Source organism: Chlorobium sp. (assembly GCF_036528655.1).
In the GTDB taxonomy this organism is placed as follows: Bacteria; Bacteroidota; Chlorobiia; order Chlorobiales; family Chlorobiaceae; genus Chlorobium.
Genome location: NZ_JAIGND010000041.1, coordinates 1 through 21,157 on the forward strand (window position 1 = coordinate 1; position 21,157 = coordinate 21,157).

General features: G+C 54.5%; 14 protein-coding genes and 1 tRNA gene. 10 read left to right on the plus strand and 5 right to left on the minus strand.

Going from position 1 to position 21,157, the window contains the following annotated elements; genetic code table 11:
• Positions 1 to 342: LpxL/LpxP family acyltransferase (locus K4305_RS11040; RefSeq protein ID WP_442880474.1), on the minus strand; the 342-nt coding region annotated here is incomplete at its 3' end.
• 427 nt (positions 343 to 769) lie between these two features.
• Between K4305_RS11040 and rfaE2 the strand changes: the two genes are divergently transcribed.
• The 6 genes from rfaE2 to ptsP all read left to right on the plus strand — a co-directional run bounded on the left by rfaE2 (position 770) and on the right by ptsP (position 11,116).
• Positions 770 to 1,273 (plus strand): D-glycero-beta-D-manno-heptose 1-phosphate adenylyltransferase, encoded by a 504-nt coding sequence (gene rfaE2 / locus K4305_RS11045; protein WP_331562503.1) that lies wholly within the window; start codon positions 770 to 772, stop codon positions 1,271 to 1,273.
• Complete coding sequence (locus K4305_RS11050; protein ID WP_331562504.1) at positions 1,260 to 5,822, plus strand: translocation/assembly module TamB domain-containing protein; 4,563 nt, start codon at positions 1,260 to 1,262, stop codon at positions 5,820 to 5,822. The genes rfaE2 and K4305_RS11050 overlap by 14 nt, the downstream gene beginning before the upstream one ends.
• A gap of 61 nt (positions 5,823 to 5,883) precedes the next feature.
• Positions 5,884 to 7,128: a bifunctional phosphopantothenoylcysteine decarboxylase/phosphopantothenate--cysteine ligase CoaBC gene (gene coaBC / locus K4305_RS11055; protein ID WP_331562505.1), complete on the plus strand. Its 1,245-nt coding sequence runs from the start codon at positions 5,884 to 5,886 to the stop codon at positions 7,126 to 7,128.
• A 2-nt stretch (positions 7,129 to 7,130) separates the two neighbouring features.
• Complete coding sequence (locus tag K4305_RS11060; protein WP_331562506.1) at positions 7,131 to 7,772, plus strand: uracil-DNA glycosylase; 642 nt, start codon at positions 7,131 to 7,133, stop codon at positions 7,770 to 7,772.
• A 2-nt stretch (positions 7,773 to 7,774) separates the two neighbouring features.
• Positions 7,775 to 9,307: a replicative DNA helicase gene (gene dnaB / locus K4305_RS11065; RefSeq protein ID WP_331562508.1), complete on the plus strand. Its 1,533-nt coding sequence runs from the start codon at positions 7,775 to 7,777 to the stop codon at positions 9,305 to 9,307.
• 48 nt (positions 9,308 to 9,355) lie between these two features.
• Positions 9,356 to 11,116, plus strand: a complete 1,761-nt coding sequence (ptsP, locus tag K4305_RS11070) for a phosphoenolpyruvate--protein phosphotransferase (RefSeq protein ID WP_331562552.1) — start codon at positions 9,356 to 9,358, stop codon at positions 11,114 to 11,116.
• 20 nt (positions 11,117 to 11,136) lie between these two features.
• On the opposite strand, the gene K4305_RS11075 is transcribed toward ptsP, so the two are convergent.
• Positions 11,137 to 13,236, minus strand: coding sequence for a peptidylprolyl isomerase (locus K4305_RS11075; RefSeq protein ID WP_331562509.1), 2,100 nt, complete (start codon positions 13,234 to 13,236; stop codon positions 11,137 to 11,139).
• Positions 13,237 to 13,324: 88 nt separating this feature from the next.
• On the minus strand, positions 13,325 to 13,957 hold the full coding sequence (locus tag K4305_RS11080) for a protein-L-isoaspartate(D-aspartate) O-methyltransferase (RefSeq protein WP_331562511.1): 633 nt from the start codon (positions 13,955 to 13,957) through the stop codon (positions 13,325 to 13,327).
• Positions 13,958 to 14,081: 124 nt separating this feature from the next.
• Between K4305_RS11080 and K4305_RS11085 the strand changes: the two genes are divergently transcribed.
• On the plus strand, positions 14,082 to 14,675 hold the full coding sequence (locus tag K4305_RS11085; protein WP_331562512.1) for a GIY-YIG nuclease family protein: 594 nt from the start codon (positions 14,082 to 14,084) through the stop codon (positions 14,673 to 14,675).
• Here the strand turns inward: K4305_RS11085 and ftsY are convergent.
• Positions 14,663 to 15,616, minus strand: a complete 954-nt coding sequence (gene ftsY / locus K4305_RS11090; protein WP_331562554.1) for a signal recognition particle-docking protein FtsY — start codon at positions 15,614 to 15,616, stop codon at positions 14,663 to 14,665. The genes K4305_RS11085 and ftsY overlap by 13 nt on opposite strands.
• A gap of 133 nt (positions 15,617 to 15,749) precedes the next feature.
• Here ftsY and thiL point away from each other — a divergent pair, with 133 nt between their 5' ends.
• The 3 genes from thiL to K4305_RS11105 all read left to right on the plus strand — a co-directional run bounded on the left by thiL (position 15,750) and on the right by K4305_RS11105 (position 18,503).
• Entirely contained in the window at positions 15,750 to 16,817 is a 1,068-nt protein-coding gene (gene thiL, locus K4305_RS11095) for a thiamine-phosphate kinase (RefSeq protein ID WP_331562513.1), read from the plus strand.
• A gap of 92 nt (positions 16,818 to 16,909) precedes the next feature.
• A tRNA-Leu gene (locus K4305_RS11100) sits at positions 16,910 to 16,995 on the plus strand.
• Positions 16,996 to 17,126: 131 nt separating this feature from the next.
• The gene (locus K4305_RS11105) at positions 17,127 to 18,503 is read left to right on the plus strand and encodes a TrpB-like pyridoxal phosphate-dependent enzyme (protein WP_331562514.1); all 1,377 of its coding nucleotides are present in this window, start codon (positions 17,127 to 17,129) and stop codon (positions 18,501 to 18,503) included.
• A 77-nt stretch (positions 18,504 to 18,580) separates the two neighbouring features.
• Here K4305_RS11105 and K4305_RS11110 read toward each other — a convergent pair whose 3' ends face one another.
• On the minus strand, positions 18,581 to 21,133 hold the full coding sequence (locus K4305_RS11110; protein WP_331562516.1) for an ATP-dependent Clp protease ATP-binding subunit: 2,553 nt from the start codon (positions 21,131 to 21,133) through the stop codon (positions 18,581 to 18,583).
• Positions 21,134 to 21,157: the final 24 nt, after the last annotated feature.

A 21,157-nucleotide genomic window follows, 5' to 3' on the forward strand; every position in this document is an offset into this window, starting at 1 on the left:
AAGTTTGGCCACATCCTCGCGGTTCCGGATCAGTGGCAGGCGCAGCACTTCGAGTAACGTTGCGAACACGTTCCGATACATGGCCCTGGCGATACGACGAATTTCTTCCCCTGATTTGTCCGGGAATGTCAGACTCAGGTTGCGATAAACCATGGATCGCCTGAGCCTGATAACATGGTGCATGAAATCACCAATAAGGGATGCAAGGATAACGGTCTGACGTCTGTTGAGTTTACGCACCATGAAACCGAGCAGATCGATCACATTGTATGTAACCCGCTGGACCGCTTTTCCGGAAAATCTCCTGAGTCTGGCCCGCAACTCGTTAACATCAATACTCATACATTTTTTCTATAATCTGCCCTGTATTGTCTGTTCTTCACATCCAGTGGCTCAGGGAACCTCTAAAAAGTAATTACGAACTCAAATTGCTGTGTTGGTCGGTGCTCGAAATCCTCATGTGCTGCGGTGTACACTCTGGTTTCTCCGCTCCGTCCGCGCTGTTATACTCGCGCTCCTTTATGGTGCTTGTTTTCTTTGATCGCTCTTCACACGTTTCAGAGGTTCCCTTCAGTCTACTGATAAAAAAAAGCAAACCGGAGTTATGTTACAAAAAGAGTTCTGAAATACCGCTTGCGGCATAATCGTCCGAGTAAGGAAGGAACTCGCCATTCCCGATGGTTTGGGTATATCCAAAGTGATGAATAACATTATATTTGTTATTGTGTAGAGTACATTACCGTAAACATAACGGTCAGAAAGCACTTCGATGAGCTTTAAACTATTCACACATCAGGAAGCAGTCCTTAAAGTACGCGACTGGCAATCACAAGGAAAAAAAGTTGTGTTTTCGAACGGCTGCTTCGACATTCTGCATGCGGGTCACGCCCGGTATCTGGCGGCTGCCCGCGAACTCGGCGACGCGCTGGTGATCGGTCTGAACAGCGACGATTCGGTGCGTCGCATCAAGGGCCCCCTCCGCCCCGTATGCCCCGAACCAGATCGCGCGGAACTGCTTTCCGCTCTCGAAGCCGTCGATGCCGTTACGATTTTCGATGAGGATACGCCTGAAGTGCTGATCGGCATGCTGCTTCCCGATGTACTGGTTAAGGGGGCCGACTGGCCGATAGAGAAAATTGCCGGAGCGAAAGCCGTTGTGGCGGCAGGCGGCAGCGTCATGACTGTTCCCCTGCTGGAGGAACGTTCGACATCCGGCATTATCGACACCATCCTGAAACGTTACTGTCCGGGGGCTCGGCTTGGAAACGATTAAACGCTCCATAATTGCCATCCTGATGGTGATTTCGGGATGCATTTTCGTGGTTTCGGTCATCGCTGCCATCGTTCTGAACAGCGGCATGCTCAACCGTTATGCGCACGATCAGATCGTGGATCTCTTCAACGACGAGTATTTCGGGCGGCTCGAGCTGCAGGATGTCACACTCCAGTTTCCGAACAGGGTAACACTCCTGAAACCGTCGATCTATGAGCCCGGGGCCGAAGCGCCCGCTATAGCAGCGAAAAGGATCAGGTTGCGGTTCAATTTTCTCATGCTGCTGCAGCCTGAAATCCGCAGGCTTTCGTTCAGAAGGATCGCGGCAGACAGCCTCAGCGCCGCAATTATCGAACGTGAAGACGGAAAACTCAATATCGAACGGATTTTCTCCTCCCGCAAACCGGATTCTTCCAGAGCACCTATCGAGAGTTTTTTCTGCAAAAAAATCTCGGTGAGCAGGGGAAGCATCTCCCTGCTCAGAAAGACGACAGGAAAACCGCCCGTCGAGTACCGGTCGGAAAACATCGACCTGGGAATCGCCGACCTCAGGATCAAGGATAATCTGTTCGGTGGCGTTCTCGAAAAAGGCAGTTTCACCCTGCCTTCCCACCGATTCAGTCTGAAGGAGGCTTCGGGAACCTTCCACTTCTCCCCAAGCCGCAGCGAACTGCTTGCATTCAAGGCCAGAAGCGGCAGAAGCAACGCGGAACTCTCGGTTTCGCTCGACGATTTCGACCTGTTCAAAGAGGGCGACGCAAAGCAGTTTGTCGAGCGCCTCAAGACAAGCCGCTCGTTCGTCAATATCCATGCGCTGAACCTGCATACCGAAGACCTGAAAATCTTTCTTCCTGAACTTCGCCTGCCGGATGGCCTCTATCGCCTCAAAGGCGACGCAAAGCTCTCGGATGGTTCGCTGGAAGTTTTCGATTCCCGGGTTTTGTATGGAAAAAGCCGGCTGTCATTGAAGGGAGAAGTGCGTCGGCTTCGCAGCGACAACGACATGACCTTCAAGGCGGTGTGCGACAGCTCGACCATCGAGCCGGTTTTCTTCAAAACCTTTCTCAGGGATACCTCTTATGAAAGCCTGGCCGAACAACTCGGAACCGTCAGCTTCTTCGGTCGTGCTGAAGTGTCGCAGAAACAGGCAGAAACAGCGTTCACCCTCATGACCGGAATCGGCAAGGTCACCATCGATGCGGAAGCCGTCGGAAACCTCAATAAACAGCTTGCATGGAAGGGTTCGTTCAGGCTTGACGATCTCGAACCGTACCGGATCGCCGAAGCGGCGGGAAGAAAAAGCGGAAAAAACCTGCTGCAGGCGTCCGGCGACATTTCCGCAAGAAGTACCGGGCTCAAAAGCCTTGAACAACTCTCTCTTTCCGCCGACATCCGGGACTCCTACTGGGAAAAGCAGGATATCCGTAGCGGCTCTTTCTCTGTGGATTATGAAAATAACAAAATCGGTACGGCGCTTGTACTGCTGAACGGCGACGAACAGCTTGATGCAAGCGGAGAAATCGACTGGAACGCGAAGGAACCAAGGTACAGCGCGGAAGGAAAGATGCGCAGGATTGACCTTGCAAAGCCCCTTGCATCCCGCAACTTCACGACCAACCTGAACGGAACCTTCGCGCTGAAAGGCGAAGGCATCGATGCCCGGACTCTGAATGCCGCTGCACTCATACGTTTTGCGCCTTCATCGATAAACGGGTTCCGGCTTAAAGACAAATCCGAATGCAGCGCCGCCATCGTCCAGCGCGACGGCGCTTCCCGGTTCACCTTCAACAGCGATTTTCTCGATGCGTCGCTCAGCGGCCAGTATACCCTCAGACAGCTCACCGGAGCGTTGCTGCTTGCCGGGGAAGGGACAGCAAGAGAAATAACAGCCCGAAGCCTCTGGAAAACCGGCCTTTCTATCCCCGAAAACGTTTCAAAGCCTGACCCGGACAAACCATTCCGGGTAGCCTATCGGTTTGCCGTCAGGGAAGTCGCGCCGCTCGCGCTCGTCCTGCCGGTAAACGGCATGACGCTTCAGGGAAGCGCCGAAGGTGAGCTTTTCTACAGCAACGGGAGCTGCTCGATCACCTCATCCATAGATCTTCCCCTGTTTGTTTCGGAAGGCACGACGCTGAACGACATGAAAGCCACGGCCGCGATGGAATGCTCGTCGAAAGGCATTCCGAAAGCCTCTACAAAAGGGACGGCCGCAACTCTGCTTGCGTCGGGAGTCCGCGCCTCCGGACTTGTTTTCGACATGGCCTATACCCCGGGACAACTCGTTGCCGCCCTCGATGGCAACCTTCCCGATCAGGCATGGAAAATAAGCGCCGGTGTATCTGCAATGCAGCGGGGCGGCGTCTATGACCTGAACGTCGCTGAATTCTCTATCGGAAGCGGTGGAAAGATGTGGGTTGTTCCGTCAGGCTCCCGCATCGTTATCGGAAGTTCTTCGCTGATGTTCAACCGACTCAGCGCGGCCAAAGGCATTCAGCAGGTGGTGCTTGACGGAGAGCTGAGCAGCGACCGGGCCGGCACCTTCCGGTGCGCGATTTCCAATATCGATCTTGGCGGTTTCAATGCAAAAACCCCTTCCGGATCGAAAGCCGGACTCTACGGCACCATCAATGGATCGCTGACCGTCAGCGGTTCGCCGGGAGCCAAACAGAGCGCTCTTGCCCTGACAGGAAAAGGAGTGCGCTACGACAAGCTGCTGTTCGGAAACATGCAGTTGAACGCCCGCCACGGAGGCAGTCGTCTCGGTTTCGATTTCCGAAGTTCGGCCGCACCAGCTTCGGGATCGCCCGCTTCGCTTTCCATGAATACCATAGAGGGAAGCGGATCGATACCGCTGAGTCTGCAGTACTTCCCGTGGAAAGCGAGCGTTCCGGCACAGCAACCCGTCAATGCATCGTTCCGGTCGGATAACCTCTCGGCCCGGTTCATCGAGTATGTACTGCCGTTTTTCGAAAACGCCGAAGGCATCATCCCCACCACGCTCGTGATAGGGGGAAGAACGCCAAAACCGGATATCTACCTCACATCCCGCCTGCAGAATACCAGGATAACGGTTGAACCGACGCAGGTTACCTATATACTCAATGGCGCCGTAGAGGTAAATCCCGGACAGGTGGAACTGAAGGATATCCTCGTCAGCGACGCATCAGGCGGCACCGGCAAGCTCAGCGGCGTTATCCGGATTGTTGATCTTGAACCGAAAACCCTCGCACTTGGAGCCAGTTGTTCACAACTGCTGTTGTTCGATAAAAAGGATAAAAAAGACGAAACCTCTTTCGGCACCATTACCGGAACCACCCGTTCGATAAGAATGCATGGCGACCTCGCCTCGCCGGTTGTCGAAGGAGAAATGCGGATCGACAATGCCGACTTTTCACTCTACAGAGCCGGGGCGAACGCAAGCGCAAAATACGCAGGCGTTGAAAAATTCATCGAGTTCGTCCCCCGCTATCCTGCTGAAAAAACCGGTAACGGAGAGAATAACGGCACAAAGGAACGTCCGGTGGAATTCTATTATTCGCTGCTCGATATCCTGCAGATCAGAGATCTGAAACTTACCGGCATCGAACCACTAAAATATACGGTAATTTTCGATCGCCTCAGGGGCGAGGAGCTTGAAACCACAATCGGCAATCTGTACCTGATCGTCAACAAAAGCAGCCAGCGATACCGGCTGTATGGATCGGTCAACATCACCGACGGAAAATACCGGTTTTCCAATACGAACTTCGATCTGGAAGACGGAGGAAAAATCACCTGGAACAACGTTGAAATACGTGACGGGCAGATGGATAATCTTTACGGAACCAGATATCTCAGCGTCACTAATCCGCAGACCGGCGAAAGAGACAACGTAAAACTGCTGCTTGCCATTACCGGCACGCTCAATGAACCGCGCGTCGGCATGGGCTACTATCTGAACGAACAGATGCAGCCTTATGCCTCGCAGAGCATGATCGGCGGGCAGCCGAGCCAGATCGATCCCAATGCGGAAATCAACGTGCTCTCCATGCTGCTCTCGAAACAGTGGTACGCTCCCCCCGGAACCACCGGCCAGATCGGCAGCATCGCGGTTTCGAGCGCAGGCCTGGCTGCCGGTTCGGGACTCCTGTCCTCGCAGCTCTCCAGGGCGATCCAGAATATTGCCGGAGTAGAAAGCTTCAATGTCAACATGGGAGTCGACAGCAAAGGACAGCTCAGCGGACTCGACCTCTACTTTGCCGTGAACATTCCCGGAACGGATGGCAGAATGCGCTTCGTAGGAACGGGAAGCAGCCCGGATATCAGGGATAAGGGGCTATTCAGCTATTATGGCACGTCTCAGAAAATAGAGTATCGGGTAACGCCGAAGGTCTATGTCGAAGCCTACCGCTCATACGGACAGCTTCCCGGACAGGGCTCGAACACCAATCTGCAGAAACCCTCCGAAACCTGGGGGGCGAGCATCTCCTATCGCGAGCGCTTCCACACATGGGAGCAGTTCTGGAAACGCATTATGCCCTCCGGAAACAAGCAGGACAAAAAGAAATAAGTCGTTCTCTTTTTATACATTACTCTGTGTTCTTCTCTAACGAACGAAGCTGTTGGTCGCAGTGAAAGGCAAAAACATCATCCTCGGCGTCAGCGGCGGCATTGCCGCCTATAAAACCCCGCAAATTGTGCGCCTGTTAAAGAAGGCCGGTGCGAATGTCCGTGTCGCCCTTACCGCTTCGGCAGGCCGTTTCGTCAGCGAACTTTCTCTGGCTACGGTTTCCGGCGAGGCAGTCTGCAGCGGAATGTTTCCGCCCGCCGACATCCCGGGAACGGATTTCACCCGGCATATTTCGCTGGGCGAATGGGCCGACGCCCTCGTCATCGCGCCGGCAACTGCCAACACCCTGGCCCGGCTTGCCGCAGGCCTTTGCGACGACATGCTTTCGGCCTGTTTTATCACACTGCGCCCGGGTAAACCCGTGCTGATTTTTCCGGCGATGGACGGCCAGATGTACCGGTCGGCATCGGTACAGCGAAATGTCGCAACGCTTGCTGCCGGAGGATGTACCGTATTCGAACCCGAAAGCGGCGATCTCGCATCGGGACAGTGCGGAACGGGACGAATGGCGGATCCCGGGATAATCGCAAAGCGCATCGACGCTGCGCTGCAGGCTGGCCTGCCGGACTCTCTCATCGCCGGACTGCAGGTGGTCGTCACGGCAGGACCGACCAGGGAGAAAATTGACGGCGTTCGGTTCGTCTCGAACTATTCGTCGGGAAAAATGGGTTTTGCCTTGGCCCGGGCGGCCCGGGAGCGAGGAGCGGATGTGAGGCTTATCACCGGTCCGGTTCACCTTGAAACGCCGGCAGGGATCGAACGGATTGATGTCGAAAGCGCCTGCCAGATGCATGATGCGGCAAAACCGTTCTATACCACCTGCGCGATTTTCATTGCCGCTGCCGCTGTAGCCGATTACCGGCCTGAAATTCCGTACGAGGGCAAACTGAAAAAGAACGAGCAGCAGATGCAGCTGCATCTGGTACGCAATCCCGACATCATTGCCGAATTCGGAGCACAGAAGCAACCCGGCCAGCTTGCCGTCGGCTTTGCCCTCGAAACCTCCGAAGGGCTGGCGTACGCGCACCGGAAACTCGACGAAAAACATCTCGACCTCATCGCCTTCAACACATACGACCGGAAAACCTCCGGGTTCGAGGTCGATACCAACTCGCTGACCCTCATTGACCGTAACCATCGCGAAACGAGCCTTCCGCCGATGCAGAAAACCGACGCTGCACGCAGGCTGCTCAACCACGTCGAAGAGCTTATCGCCGCAGCCGGTAACGGAGAAACCGAACGTTAACCATGCAGGAACTGTTATTTACAGGCAGCGAGCTCGCAGAACGCCCGACTCGGGACAGTGAAAACTCCCCATACCGGGATCTCCGGGAGTTGTACGAAAGCGCAAAAACCTGTACGAAATGCGCGCTTTCGACGACCCGCAGAAACTTCGTTTTCGGCGAAGGAAATCCAACGGCGAGGCTTGTAGTGATCGGCGAAGCGCCGGGAGCCGATGAAGATGCTCTTGGTCGCCCGTTCGTCGGACGTTCCGGTCAATTACTCGACAAAATTCTGATGGCCGTGGGGTTCCGGAGGGAAGAGGTATTCATCTGCAACATCCTGAAATGCAGGCCTCCGCAGAACCGCAACCCATTGCCCGGGGAAATCGAATGCTGTCTTCCCTGGCTTCTGCAACAGCTTGAACTGATAGATCCCGGCATGCTGCTCCTGCTCGGCAGGGTTGCCGCCAATTCGCTGCTTGATAACAATCTTTCACTGGGCGCAATGCGAGGAAAGATCATACGCTGGAAGCGATTCGACTGCGTGGTGACCTATCACCCGGCCGCGCTCCTGCGGAATCCGAACTGGAAACGTGGATGCTGGGAAGACGTCCAGATGATGCGCAGCCATTACGACGCTCTGCCGGGTACGACGAACAATCCATGACCATGATACGATCAGCACAGAAACAGAAATCCGACGCCATCGATTTCAGCAAGGATATCGATTTCAGCCGCGAAAGCAGGGTACCACCCTATTCCACCGATATCGAACAGGAAGTGCTTGCCTGCCTTCTGCTCGAAGAAGAGCCTGTCGAACAGGTCATACAGATCTTCGGCGAAAACGGGGCGGAAGTGTTCTACGAAAAGCGGCACCAGATCATTTTCACGGCCATGATGCGGCTCTATCATAAACGGCAGGCTATCGACCTGATCACGGTCAGCGAAGAACTGCTGAAAATGAACGAGCTGGAGCCCGTGGGAGGCAGGCATTACCTTGCTGAACTCTCCGGAAAAGTCATCAGTGCGGCCAACGTGGAGTATTACGCCCGGCTGGCCAAAGAGAAATATCTTTTCCGGCGGATGATCTCCATATCTGCGAAAATATCCTCCGTCGCATACAGCTCGTCGATGGATATTTTCGACCTTGTCGAACATGCGTCCCAGCAGTTCTTCAATATTTCGCAGGCCGGCATTAAAAAGAAGGCGTCGCCTATCAAGGATCTGGTGAAGAACGGCATTCGCATGCTTGAAACCCTCAGAGCATCGCAATCGTCGATCACCGGTGTCGGATCGGGCTTTTCGGAACTCGATCAGCTCACCGCAGGCTTTCAGCCATCCGATATGATCATCATCGCGGCAAGACCGTCTGCGGGCAAGACCGCATTCTCTCTGGCTCTTGCGCGAAACGCTGCGGTAGATTTCAATACTCCCGTGCTTTTTTTCAGCCTTGAAATGGCAGAAGTTCAGCTTGCGATCAGGCTCATGTGCGCAGAAGCCTATGTTGAATCGCAGCTGGTAAGGACCGGTCGGATATCTCCCGAGATGATGGGACGGATCATCAACAGCATGGACAAACTCAACGATGCAAAACTCTTTATAGACGATACCCCGGGTATTTCCATTATGGAGCTGTCGGCAAAAACGCGCCGGATGAAGCAGGAACATAATATCGGCATGGTGGTGGTCGATTACCTGCAGCTGGTAACGCCGGTCAGGGATGGAAAATCGAACCGCGAGCAGGAAATCGCGCAGATATCCCGTTCGCTCAAGGCGCTGGCCAAGGAGCTGAACATACCGGTCATCGCGCTTGCCCAGCTCAACCGGTCGGTCGAACAGCGATCAGGCGACAGAAGACCTCAGCTGAGCGATCTCAGGGAGTCGGGCTCCATCGAGCAGGATGCCGACGTCGTCATGTTCCTCTCCCGACCGGAAATGTACGGCAAAGATACGTTCGAGGACGGTTCATCCACGAAAAACATCGTCGAAATCGTCATCGGAAAACAGAGAAACGGCCCTATCGGCGACATACGGCTCCTCTTCATGAAGAACTACGGACGGTTTCAGTCCACTGCCAACGTCTATATCACCGGCGGAGAGCATGAAGACGGCAGAGAACCGCCAACCCATGAATTTCCGGAATCTCCCGAACCCCGTGTTCCTTCCACATCCTTCATCAACCAGGACGATGCGCCTTTTTAAACAACGAGTATGAGTGAAAATATCACCGGACAATCCGAACTTCCCACAATGCCGGAGGAAGGCCGGAAAAAGTATAAAGGGGCCGTTCTTAAATCGGGCGAGGATTCGTATCGCGGGATCGGAACATCCCGCGGTATAGCCATAGGAACCTCCTATGCGTTTGAAAAGGAACAGTACGAGCACGAGAGCAGAACCATTCTGCCCGAAGAGATCGAGCATGAAATAGAGCGGTTTGTCGCCGCATTGCACCGTTCGGAAAAAGAACTGAAAAAAATCGAGCGGGTAACGACGAGAAAACTGGGCAAGGGCTATGCGAACCTGTTTGAAGCCCAGATCATGCTGCTGCACGACCAGGTGCTTATAGAGGCCATTACAGCCCGGATCCGTAAGGAGCTTAAGGCGGCTTCGCTGGTGATCGACGAGGAATTCGGCAGGTACCTCGAACATTTCATGAACTCGGATGACCAGCTTTTCCAGGAGCGAGCCTGTGATTTCAGGGACATCAAGGAAAGAATCATCAGGAACCTGCACATCAAAAAGCTGCACTCATGGATACCCGAAGGCAGTATCGTAGTATCGGAACATCTGTCACCGGCAGACGTCATCCTGCTCAGCCGCAGCAACGTCAAGGGCTTCGTCACCGATACCGGTGGTAAAACCTCCCATATTTCGCTAATCTGCAAGTCGCTCAACATCCCGATGGTTGTCGGGCTCGGCAATTTCTCGCAGATGGTATCGACCGGCAATCAGCTGATCATCGACGGAGGAACCGGTACGGTGGTGATCAATCCTGAAGAGAAAACCGTTGAACGGTATACCCGAAAACGGGAAGAAGAACTGCGATTCGAGGCCGATGCCTCCAGAACGGCTGACCAGCCGGCCTATACCCGTTGCGGCGTCAGAATCTCTTTTTATTCCAATATCGATTTCAAGGAGGAGCTGACAGGAATGAAGGCCTCCGGTTCGGAAGGGGTGGGGCTTTTCAGAACCGAAAACCTTTTTATCGACGGAACCAAGGTACCCAGAGAATCGGAGCAGTTCAGCTATTACCTCGAAATGGCCGAAACAATCGCCCCAATGCCGCTTGTTGTGCGACTCTTCGACATCGGCGGCGACAAGCTGCTCTATTCTCCGGTAAGGGAACCCAACCCCAATCTCGGATGGAGAGGCATCAGAATACTCATCGATGTTCCTGAAATCCTTGAAAACCAGCTCAGGGCCGTTGTGCGGGCGAACATACACGGAAACATCCACATCCTCCTGCCGATGATCACCTCCGTCGAGGAAATACGGTTCATTACGGTAACGCTCGACAAGCTGTGCGATGAATTGAAGGAAGAGCAGGGACATGCCGAAAAGCCCTTCATCGGAGCCATGATCGAAGTGCCGGCCGCAGTGGAAATGATCGCCGAAATTGCCCGTGAGGTCGATTTCGTGAGTATCGGAACAAACGATCTCACGCAGTATACGCTTGCGGTTGACAGGAACAACGTTATCGTACAGGATCTGTTCGACAAGTTCCATCCGGCGATCGTACGGCAGGTGCACCGGGTCATCTCTAAAGCCCAGCAAAACAGATGCCGTGTCTCAATATGCGGTGATATGGGTTCCGATCCTCTTGCGCTGCCTTTCCTCGTTGGATGCGGCCTTCGCAAGTTCAGTATTGTTAGCGCCGATATAGCCAAGCAGAAAAAACTCGTATCGGCCATGACCATTGCCGATACTGAAATGCTCGCTGCCGAGTGCCTTAAGCTCGATTCGGCAGAAAAAATCAAGGGCCGCCTGGAAGAGTTCCTGGCAGCCCTGTAATCAATTGATGATTCAACCGTTTACTTGCGGAGATCTTCGATCTTTGCGTTCTTGCGCAGGGAAGCGAAATATTCCGCAAAGAACTGCTCCTGTTTGGCCCTGACAAGGTTGGGCATAACATTGACTTTGACCTTTTTAATATCGACATCGCCGGGCATGACGCGTTTGTCGAGCCTCACGAGCGCATAGCCCGCCGTGGTTCTGACCGGCTTTGAGAGCACTCGGGGCTTCATGCCTGAAATCGCCTCTACAAGCGGACGGTCAACGCCGTAACCGGGAATATATCCATCAACCCAACGAATATCGTCAGCCTGTACGATATCGAACGCCTTGTTGCCAGCCGCAATGGTTTCGAGAGTCGCCCCCGGCTTTGCAGAGAGCGCGGCAAGCATCTTTTCAAGGGCCTGTTCTTTCTTTTCCCGAACAAGTTCGGCGGTAATGCGTTTTTTCAGGTCATCGTCAAGAGCACGAAATCCCGTATCGTTCCTGCCGGTAAGGCGCATAACGTAAAAGCCCTTCTCCGTCTCGATAACGTCAGACAGTTCGCCTTCCGAAGCACCGAATGCGAATGCCGCTATTTTCTCGTTGAAGCCTATAGATTGAATGGGTGCCCGACGGCTGAACTCTCCGGTTTCTTCGATGCGCAGTTTGCCGGAAGCGGCGCTCTTCTCAAAGCCTTTCTCTTTAGCCTCCATCTGGAAAACCATGGCGGTCCGCCTCGATGCGTCGACCGTTTCGCTCGAGGGCCTGATCAGACGGACGACTTCCGAACACACCAAGGCGCTCTGATCTATTGCGTTCACCCTGATGATATGCAGGCCGAATTTCGTCTGCACCGGTCGCGTCAGCGAACCCGGTCTGGAGGAAAAGACGGCTTCGGCGAATTCCGGTACCATGGCATTCTTTCCGAACCATCCGAGATCGCCGCCTCTTGCCGCGCTTCCGGGATCTTCGGAGTACTTTCCGGCAAGCGTTTCGAAAGGAACGCCTTCCTGTAGCTTTTTATAGATATCCACCATTCGCGCCCTCACTTTCGCAACATCCTCCCTGCTTGCAGGATTGAAACGAAGAAGAATATGCGATGCCCGTGCCACCGGTTCTCCGGCGACGGCCTTCTTTACTTTCAGCAACCGGTAGTAGCCGTTATCGGCAACAGGACCGACGACAGTACCGGCTTTTGCGTTACTGAAAACAAAAGCACCGGCTTCAGGCGAGAAATCGGCACGACTGTACTGACGATCGACTCCGGTGGGACGATCGCTCTGCACTTTAACGTAATCGCTGTCGTTCTGAGTCGAAGCGAATTCCGCCCTGAGCGCCTCGAGTTCAGTACGAACGACGCTGCTGTCCTTCGATGAAGGAACGAGCGGGAAAAACACATAATCCGCTTTTCTCGATGGCGGCTGCCGGAGTTGCTCCTTGTGGTTGTCGTAATAGGCCTGGATCTCTTCGGCCTTCACGGGAAACTTGCTGTCGGCACCGGCTACATCGAGCGGAACCGGGATGAACGATGCCGAAAACATCATGTATTCGCGCTTGACGACCGCGTCGAGTTCACGATCCGAAACATGTACCATGGACTGCAGGGCACGAATGAGCTTGCTGACCTTGAGTTCCCGACGAACAATATCCTCGATCTGAAGCCACATCTCCTTGTTTTTCGGATCACGACGAGCGGCATCGAGTCTCTTGCGGTCAAGGGTTCCGGTTGCCGGATCCACGAAGTTCTGCCGTATGATCATCGGAGGATTGTCTCCATCGAGCGCAGCAACGATTTCGCTGTCGTCTACGAGGATCCCGAATTTCCTGAACTGTTCTTCGAGCAGCGTCTGATCGACGGTAACGTTCCAGGCCTGCTCCTGAAGGCCAAGTTCGACTTCCGGAGTTATATCGTCTCCGGGATTGGTCCTGCGGAAGTTTTCCGTAAATTCCCTGTAAACTTCCTCATATCGCGCATAGGGAACCTCTTTTCCGTTCACTTTGCCTGCAGCGCCGCCCTTGTTTCCGGAAAAACCGGAAAAGTTCATCCCCCATTCGAACACGATGAGCGCAACAAATGCTGCCAGAAGCGCGTAAAGAATAAGATGGGTTTTTTCCCGCAAGCTGGTCATTACAGCCATAACAGTTCATTCCTTGAATAATATTGATAAATCAGGGCGGAGCCTGGAACCGGAAATAACCGGGAGACTAAATTACGACCGGAATCGCTCAATTCCAACCCTCCCTTCCGATGAGCGGGACAAAAGCGAAATGATGAAACAGCTCTTTTTCGTAGCGCGGGCCGACCCGGCGGTAGACGGTCATCCGCTGCATCCCCTGTTCGCCGACCGGAATGACCAGACTCCCGTTTTCCGCAAGCTGCTGCAGAAGATGCTCCGGACAGCGAGGGGCAGCTGCCGTAACCATGATACCCCCGAAAGGAGACTCTTCAGGCCAGCCGAGCGAACCGTCACCGAGCCTGCATGAAATGGGGAGCCCGAGTTCGGCAAAAAGCTGTACAGCGCGGTCATACAGTGCGGGAATTCGTTCAACCGTGTATACCCGATAACCGATCGCGTCGAGTATCGCTGCCTGATAGCCTGAACCGGTACCGATTTCGAGCACCCTTGCCGGAGGAGGGCAACGTTCAACCAGGAGGGAGGTCATATAGGCAACCGTATAGGGTTGCGATATGGTCTGACCGTACCCTATCGGGTAAGCAGAATCCTCATATGCGCAGGAATGGCTTTTCTCGTCGATGAACCGGTGGCGTTCCACGCTTTCCATAGCTTCGAGCACGCGCAGGTCGGAAATGCCTTTCTGCCGGAGTCCATCGACCATCTCCCTGCGCCTTTCGGCCATATGCCCGCCCGGCCTGTTCATGGAACCCGCTCCGGAATACCGCATCTGTGGAGCAACATCGAACGGTTTGTATATATAACGCCTTTCATAACTTGAGAACCGACTTGAGATAAACGTATGGACAATGAAATCGGGAAAGTTCACGATTTTCGGTGAAAAAGAAAAACAGGGCACCTATCTTCTGTTTATCGATCTGCGAAAACCCGTTCAGATCGCATTCGGCAGTTTCAGAAAAGGGGTGCCGGTACCTCTTGCTGCAGGATGCTACATCTATCTCGGTTCGGCGCTCGCGAGCAGACCGGGATCCGAACCGCTGGCCAGAAGGCTTATGCGACATGCGTCGAGATCCGGAGGCGCCCGGCCCCATCCAATCCTGAATGATTTGCGCAGACTGCTTCAGCGACTCGACATTGCATGTCCGGCAACCCTGCCTCCCGTCGAAAAAAAACTGCACTGGCACATCGATTATCTTCTCGAACGGCCGGAAACGTCGATTTTCCATATAGCGATCTTAAGAAGCCCTGAAAAACTCGAAGACGGTATGGCCGCATGGCTGGAGCAATGTCCGGAAACCGCCTCACCTGCTGCCCGGCTTGGTGCGCAGGATACCCGGAACAGGACGCACCTTCTGCACTGCTCGGATCCGGAAACCCTTCTTGCCCGTCTCCACACTTTCCTTCCGGCTGTAATGCCGGATTGCGGGGATCACTTCCCTTGACGTCCCAGAACGGCTTCGACGAATTTTTCCCGGTCGAACAGCTGCAGATCGTCAATCTTTTCTCCTACCCCGATGTACTTGACGGGAAGTTTAAGTTCCCGTGAAATGGAGAGCACGATCCCTCCTTTTGCAGTACCGTCAAGCTTGGTCAGCACCAGCCCGGTCACGTTGACGAATTTCGTGAACTCCCTTGCCTGCTGTACGGCATTCTGTCCGGTCGTTCCGTCAAGCACAAGAAGCACTTCATGAGGCGCAGTCGGCACTTTCTTCCGGGCAACCCGCATGATCTTGGCAAGCTCCTCCATGAGATGGCTCTTGTTATGCAACCTGCCTGCGGTATCGACAAGCACCACATCGGCATTGCGGGCCACGGCCGAACTGACCGCGTCATAGACCACCGAAGCGGGATCGGCTCCCTGTCCCTGGCCGATAAGCGGCACGCCGGCTCGATCAGCCCATATTTTCAACTGTTCGTAAGCCGCGGCACGGAATGTATCGGCTGCGGCGATGATAACCTTTTTGCCGGCCTTGTCGTAGTTATGGGCCAGCTTTGCGATACTTGTGGTTTTCCCTGCTCCGTTCACGCCGACGACAAGAATCACATAGGGACTTTCGGGCAGCGGAACGTCGAAATCGAGCGGATGCTCCGTGTCGGTATCGAGCAGCATCTGCTGAATCTCGTCCATCAGCATATCGTTCAGCTCCTTTTCGGAACGATAGGTCTCTTTTTTCGCCCGTTCGGTTATCGCATCGACGATGGAAAGCGTCGTTTCCACGCCGACGTCGGCGGCAACAAGAATGGTTTCAAGCTCTTCGAGAAACTTTTCGTCGATATCGGTTTTACCCTGCGTTATTACCGAAAGCTTGTCGCGGAACGTCTCTCTTGTTTTGCTGAGCCCCTCTTTCAGCCGGGACAATTTGAAATTGTCGAAAAAACCCATGATGAACGGAAAATTGCCTATGTTAAATGAAAAAGCTCGGCTGACCGAGCCTGCATCTGAAGCAGTCATCGGCCGCATCTCGATCGCCTGAGAACCTGTCGATGCTGAGTGTTTGAATAATGTACATAAAAATATGCCTTATAAAGCCATATCGGATATCGGCGAGTTCGGACTGATCGACCGGATTTCGAAGCTCGTGCAGCCGACCCTTGCCGGAACGCCCGCTCTTGTGAAGGGAATCGGTGACGACTGTGCGGTTTACCGGCTTTCAGAAACCACAATGCAGGTTGCCACAACCGACCTGCTGGCCGAGCAGGTGCACTTCGATCTGCTCTTCTCGCCCCTCCGGCATCTCGGCAGCAAATGCATCAGCGTGAACGTCTCGGATATCTGCGCCATGAACGCCCTGCCGAGCTATGCGATGGTCTCGCTGGCCGTTCCCTCCTCTTTTTCCGTCGGGATGATCGAAGAGCTTTACACCGGCATGAGTCAGGCCGCGTCGGAATACGGACTTGCCATTGCGGGAGGCGATACCTCCCATTCCCGTTCGGGCCTTGTCATTACGGTCTCCATGACCGGCGAGGTTACAGCGGAGCGCATCACGATGCGCAGCGGTGCGCAACCTGGCGATCTCATCTGCGTAACCGGTACGCTCGGCGGCGCGGCCGCCGGGCTTAAAGTGCTTATGAGAGAAAAGCATATCATGCTCGAACAGATTTCCGGTAACGAACCTTACAGCAACAGCATCATAGCCGATCTGGAGGAGTACCGAAATGCGATCAGACACCAGCTGCTGCCCGCAGCACGGATCGACATCGTAAAATTCTTTCATGAGCGAAATATCGTACCCAGCGCAATGATCGATGTTTCCGACGGAATCGGTTCCGATCTGCGGCATATCTGCGCCAGCTCCGACACCGGCGCGATAATTCTCGAAAGCCGGATTCCCGTCAACCCCCAGGCCAGGGAGATCGCTGACGAACTGCAGGAAGATGTCATCACCTGGTCGATCGCAGGCGGCGAAGACTACGAACTGCTCTTCACGCTTCCGCCCGAATCCGCATGTTCGATCGAAGATCGCAGGGATATATCGGTAATCGGAGAGATAACGGAAAAAGAGACCGGAATCCTCCTCACCGACATCTACGGCATGACCATCAATCTCTCCGACCTAGCCGGTTACGATCATTTCCGGAGATAAGCCTCTCCTGGATGAGTGCCAAATAGATGGATCATTATTTGGGTAAAAACATTGAAGATGCTAAATTGACATCCCTGCTCCTGAACCGAGCGGCCGAAGTGGCGGAACTGGTAGACGCCCAGGACTTAAAATCCTGTGTTCAGCAATGGACGTGCGGGTTCGATCCCCGCCTTCGGCACCCCGACCAAAGCCGTTCGACTCTGCATTATCCAATTCCCGGGATATTCACTACCTTTTAACTTGTTGCAGCACAACATCCCTGTTGACTGTTTCTCCGCGTTTTACGCAACCTGTAACCTTGTGACAGCCATGAGCAGTTCAGATCCAACTAAAATCATCCTCGACGAACACGAAATGCCCCGGCAGTGGTACAATATCCAGGCCGATCTTCCCTCTCCCATGCCTCCGCCTCTCGGTATGAACGGCCTGCCGATTTCGCCTGATGATCTTGCAAAGGTTTTTCCCATGAACCTGATCGAGCAGGAAATGAGCACCGATCGCTGGATCGACATCCCCGAAGAGGTGCTCGGCATCCTGAAGCTCTGGCGTCCTTCGCCGCTTTACAGGGCTCGAAGACTTGAAAAGGCACTCGGCACGCCGGCAAAAATCTTTTACAAGAACGAAGGCGTTTCGCCTGCCGGAAGCCACAAGCCAAACACCGCCGTCGCACAGGCCTGGTATAACCGGGAGTTCGGTATCAAATACCTGACAACGGAAACCGGTGCGGGTCAATGGGGCAGCGCGCTTGCGATGAGCTGCAAGCTGATCGGAATAGAGTGCAAGGTGTTTATGGTGCGCATCAGCTTCGACCAGAAGCCGTTCCGGAAGATCATGATGAAAACATGGGGCGCGGAGTGCATCGCCAGCCCGAGCAGCCTGACGGCTGCGGGACGCAGCATCCTCGAAGAGATGCCCGACACTCCCGGCAGCCTCGGCATAGCCATCAGCGAAGCGATCGAACAGGCCGTAGAGCGCGAGGATACCCGCTATGCGCTCGGCAGCGTCCTGAACCACGTGATGCTGCACCAGACCATCATCGGGCTCGAAGCGAAAAAGCAGCTCGACAAAATCGGAGTCTACCCCGACGTGGTGATCGGCTGCGCCGGAGGGGGATCGAATTTCGCGGGCATCAGCTTCCCCTTTATCTGCGACAAGATACACGGTCGCGAGGTGCAGGTGATCGCAACCGAACCGGAAGCCTGCCCGACCCTCACGCGGGGCCCCTATGTGTACGACACCGGAGACGTCGCCAAAATGACGCCGCTTCTGCCCATGCACAGCCTCGGACACCGCTTCATACCACCGGCTATCCATGCCGGAGGATTGCGTTACCACGGCATGGCACCGCTGGTGAGCCATGTCAAACAGCTGGGCCTGATCGACGCAACCGCCCTGCCGCAGACCGAATGCTACAATGCCGCGCTGCTCTTCGCCCATACCGAAGGGTTCATTCCCGCCCCCGAAACCTCGCATGCCATCGCCCAGAGCATCCGTGAAGCCGAAAAGGCTAAAGAAGAGGGAAAGGAAAAAGTGATTCTCATGAACTGGTCGGGACACGGGCTTATGGATCTGCAGGGCTACGATTCTTTCATGTCGGGCAGAATAACCGACTACGCCCTGCCTGACGAACTGCTTGAGCAGTCCCTTGCGGCAATCAAGGACCATCCTCTGCCTCCGGGCGTATAGGGTTCCTGCCGCTGCGGTAAAAGAAAAGCGCCCGGAAAAACTCGCGGGCGCTTTCTTTTTCTGTCTGCCGTAAGGGCCTACTTCTCTTCCGGAGGAGTTACCTCCTCGGCTTTTCCTGTCGGTTTCTGTTCATGGCCTTCCGTAAAACGCAGCTCCTTTTCGACTTCGTCAAAGGTAATCCTTATCAGGCTGCCTTCTGTGAACCGGCCCTTCAGCATCTCTTCGGCAAGAGGATCCTCGACATACTTCTGCAGCGCCCTTTTGAGGGGTCGTGCGCCGTACTTCTGATCGTACCCCTTGTCGACAAGAAACTCCTTGGCCCTTTCGTCGATCTCGACCTCGATACCCATTTCGCGGAGCCTTCTGAAAAGCTTCCCGGCAGTGATATCGATGATTTTGAAGATATGCTGCTTATCGAGCGGATGAAAGACGATGATGTCGTCGATACGGTTCAGGAACTCGGGATTGAACACACGCTTCAGTGCGTCCTCGATGGTGGACTTCATGCTCTTGTAGCTTCCTGTGGCATCGTCCGGCGCGGAAAAGCCCATTCCGGTGCCTGCACCGATGTTCTTGATGTCCTTGGCTCCGATGTTCGAGGTCATGATGATGATGGTGTTGCGAAAATCGACTTTACGGCCAAGACCATCGGTCAGCACGCCTTCATCGAGCACCTGGAGCAGGATGTTGAAGACATCGGGATGCGCCTTTTCGATTTCATCGATCAGCACCACAGAATAGGGTTTGCGACGCACCTTTTCGGTCAGCTGGCCGCCTTCTTCATAGCCAACGTAGCCGGGAGGCGCTCCCACAAGGCGGCTCACGGAGAACTTCTCCATGTACTCGCTCATGTCGGCCCTGATCATGGCGTCCTCACTGTCGAAAATATAGCGTGTAAGCGCTTTGGCAAGCTCCGTCTTGCCGACGCCTGTGGGACCGAGGAAAATGAACGAGCCGATCGGACGCGACGGGTCCTTGAGCCCTGCCCGTGTCCGCTGGATCGCCTTGGTTATCTTTTTTATGGCCTCATCCTGTCCGATCACCTCTTTCATGAGGTCGGCCTCCATGCTGAGAAGCTTCTTCGATTCCGACTGTGCCACCTTGACCACGGGTATACCGGTCATCATGGCGATCACCGATGAGATATCGGCTTCGGTGACGTCGTAAACGCTTTCCGAAGAGCGTTCTTCCCACTCCTGCTTGGCGTGATCAAGCGATTCGAGCAGGTTTTTCTCCTTGTCGCGCAGCTTTGCAGCCTCCTCGAAGTTCTGCATCTTCACCACCTGGTTCTTCTCCGCCTTGACATCTTCGATGGACTTTTCAAGTTCGAGGATCTCGTTGGGCACATGGATATTGCTCAGATGCACCCTTGCGCCGGCCTCGTCCATCACGTCGATGGCCTTGTCGGGCAGAAACCTGTCGGTGATGTAGCGCTCCGAAAATTTCACGGCTTTCTCGATGGCATCTTCGGAGTAGCGCACGTGATGGTGCGACTCGTACTTCGACTTGATATTGTTGAGAATCTGGATGGTTTCGTCGACGGATGCCGGTTCGACCATGATTTTCTGAAAACGGCGGTCGAGCGCACCGTCCTTTTCAATGTACTGGCGATACTCGTCGAGCGTGGTGGCCCCGATGCACTGCAGTTCGCCGCGGGCCAGCGCGGGCTTGAAAATATTGCTGGCGTCGAGGGAACCGGAGGCGCCGCCTGCGCCGACGATGGTATGCAGCTCGTCGATGAACAGAATCACGTCGCGTGAGCGTTCGAGCTCGTTCATGAGCGCTTTCATGCGCTCTTCGAACTGGCCGCGGTACTTCGTGCCGGCGACAAGCGCGGCAAGATCGAGCGCAACCACGCGCTTGTCGTAGAGCACTCGGGATACCTTTCGCTGCACGATCTTGAGCGCAAGGCCTTCGGCGATTGCGGTCTTGCCTACGCCGGGCTCTCCGATCAGCACAGGGTTGTTCTTTTTTCGCCGACTGAGTACCTGCGCAACGCGTTCGATCTCCTTTTCGCGACCGATGATGGGATCGAGTTTGTCCTCCAGCGCCAGACGGGTGATGTCGCGCCCGAAATTGTCGAGCACAGGCGTTTTTGTGCGCTCGCCGCGCTTGGGATCGCCTTTTTTCGGAACACGCTCCGAAGAGCCCGCCGAGTAGGAACCCTCCATGGGAGGCTCGTCGGCTTCGCTCCTGCCTGTGGTGATGGTGATCAGTTCGTCGCGCACGAGATCGTAGGTAACGCCGAACTGTTCGAGAATCTGTGCTGCGATATTGTCTTCGCCCTTGAGAATCGAAAGCAGCAGATGTTCGGTGCCGATAATGTTCGATTTGCAGATTTTCGCTTCGAGATAGGTGATCTTCAGTACCTTTTCGGCCTGCTTGGTGAGCGGCACGTTGCCCATCTGCGTTGCCGGAACCTTCTGGTGCGTGCTCTCTTCTATGGTCTGTTTAAGACGGAACAGATCGATCTTGAGGTTTTTCAGTATGCGGGCAGCTATTCCCTCGCCCTCTCTTATAAGGCCCAGCAGGAGGTGCTCTGTGCCGATGTAATCGTGCCCGAGCCTCAACGCCTCTTCACGGCTGAGACGGATGACGTCCTGTACTCTATTCGAAAAATTTCCTTCCATTCTTGCTCGATAAATAAGTTTGTT

What these genes read in the sequence shown, in the direction of transcription:
- K4305_RS11110 (WP_331562516.1), bottom strand. Translation starts at nt 21,133, where the DNA reads ATGGAAGGAAATTTTTCGAATAGAGTACAGGACGTCATCCGTCTCAGC.
- K4305_RS11085 (WP_331562512.1), top strand. Translation starts at nt 14,082, where the DNA reads ATGAAATCGGGAAAGTTCACGATTTTCGGTGAAAAAGAAAAACAGGGC.
- K4305_RS11075 (WP_331562509.1), bottom strand. Translation starts at nt 13,236, where the DNA reads ATGGCTGTAATGACCAGCTTGCGGGAAAAAACCCATCTTATTCTTTAC.
- dnaB (WP_331562508.1), top strand. Translation starts at nt 7,775, where the DNA reads ATGATACGATCAGCACAGAAACAGAAATCCGACGCCATCGATTTCAGC.
- rfaE2 (WP_331562503.1), top strand. Translation starts at nt 770, where the DNA reads ATGAGCTTTAAACTATTCACACATCAGGAAGCAGTCCTTAAAGTACGC.
- K4305_RS11105 (WP_331562514.1), top strand. Translation starts at nt 17,127, where the DNA reads ATGAGCAGTTCAGATCCAACTAAAATCATCCTCGACGAACACGAAATG.
- K4305_RS11060 (WP_331562506.1), top strand. Translation starts at nt 7,131, where the DNA reads ATGCAGGAACTGTTATTTACAGGCAGCGAGCTCGCAGAACGCCCGACT.
- K4305_RS11080 (WP_331562511.1), bottom strand. Translation starts at nt 13,957, where the DNA reads ATGGCCGAAAGGCGCAGGGAGATGGTCGATGGACTCCGGCAGAAAGGC.
- ptsP (WP_331562552.1), top strand. Translation starts at nt 9,356, where the DNA reads ATGCCGGAGGAAGGCCGGAAAAAGTATAAAGGGGCCGTTCTTAAATCG.
- thiL (WP_331562513.1), top strand. Translation starts at nt 15,750, where the DNA reads ATGCCTTATAAAGCCATATCGGATATCGGCGAGTTCGGACTGATCGAC.
- ftsY (WP_331562554.1), bottom strand. Translation starts at nt 15,616, where the DNA reads ATGGGTTTTTTCGACAATTTCAAATTGTCCCGGCTGAAAGAGGGGCTC.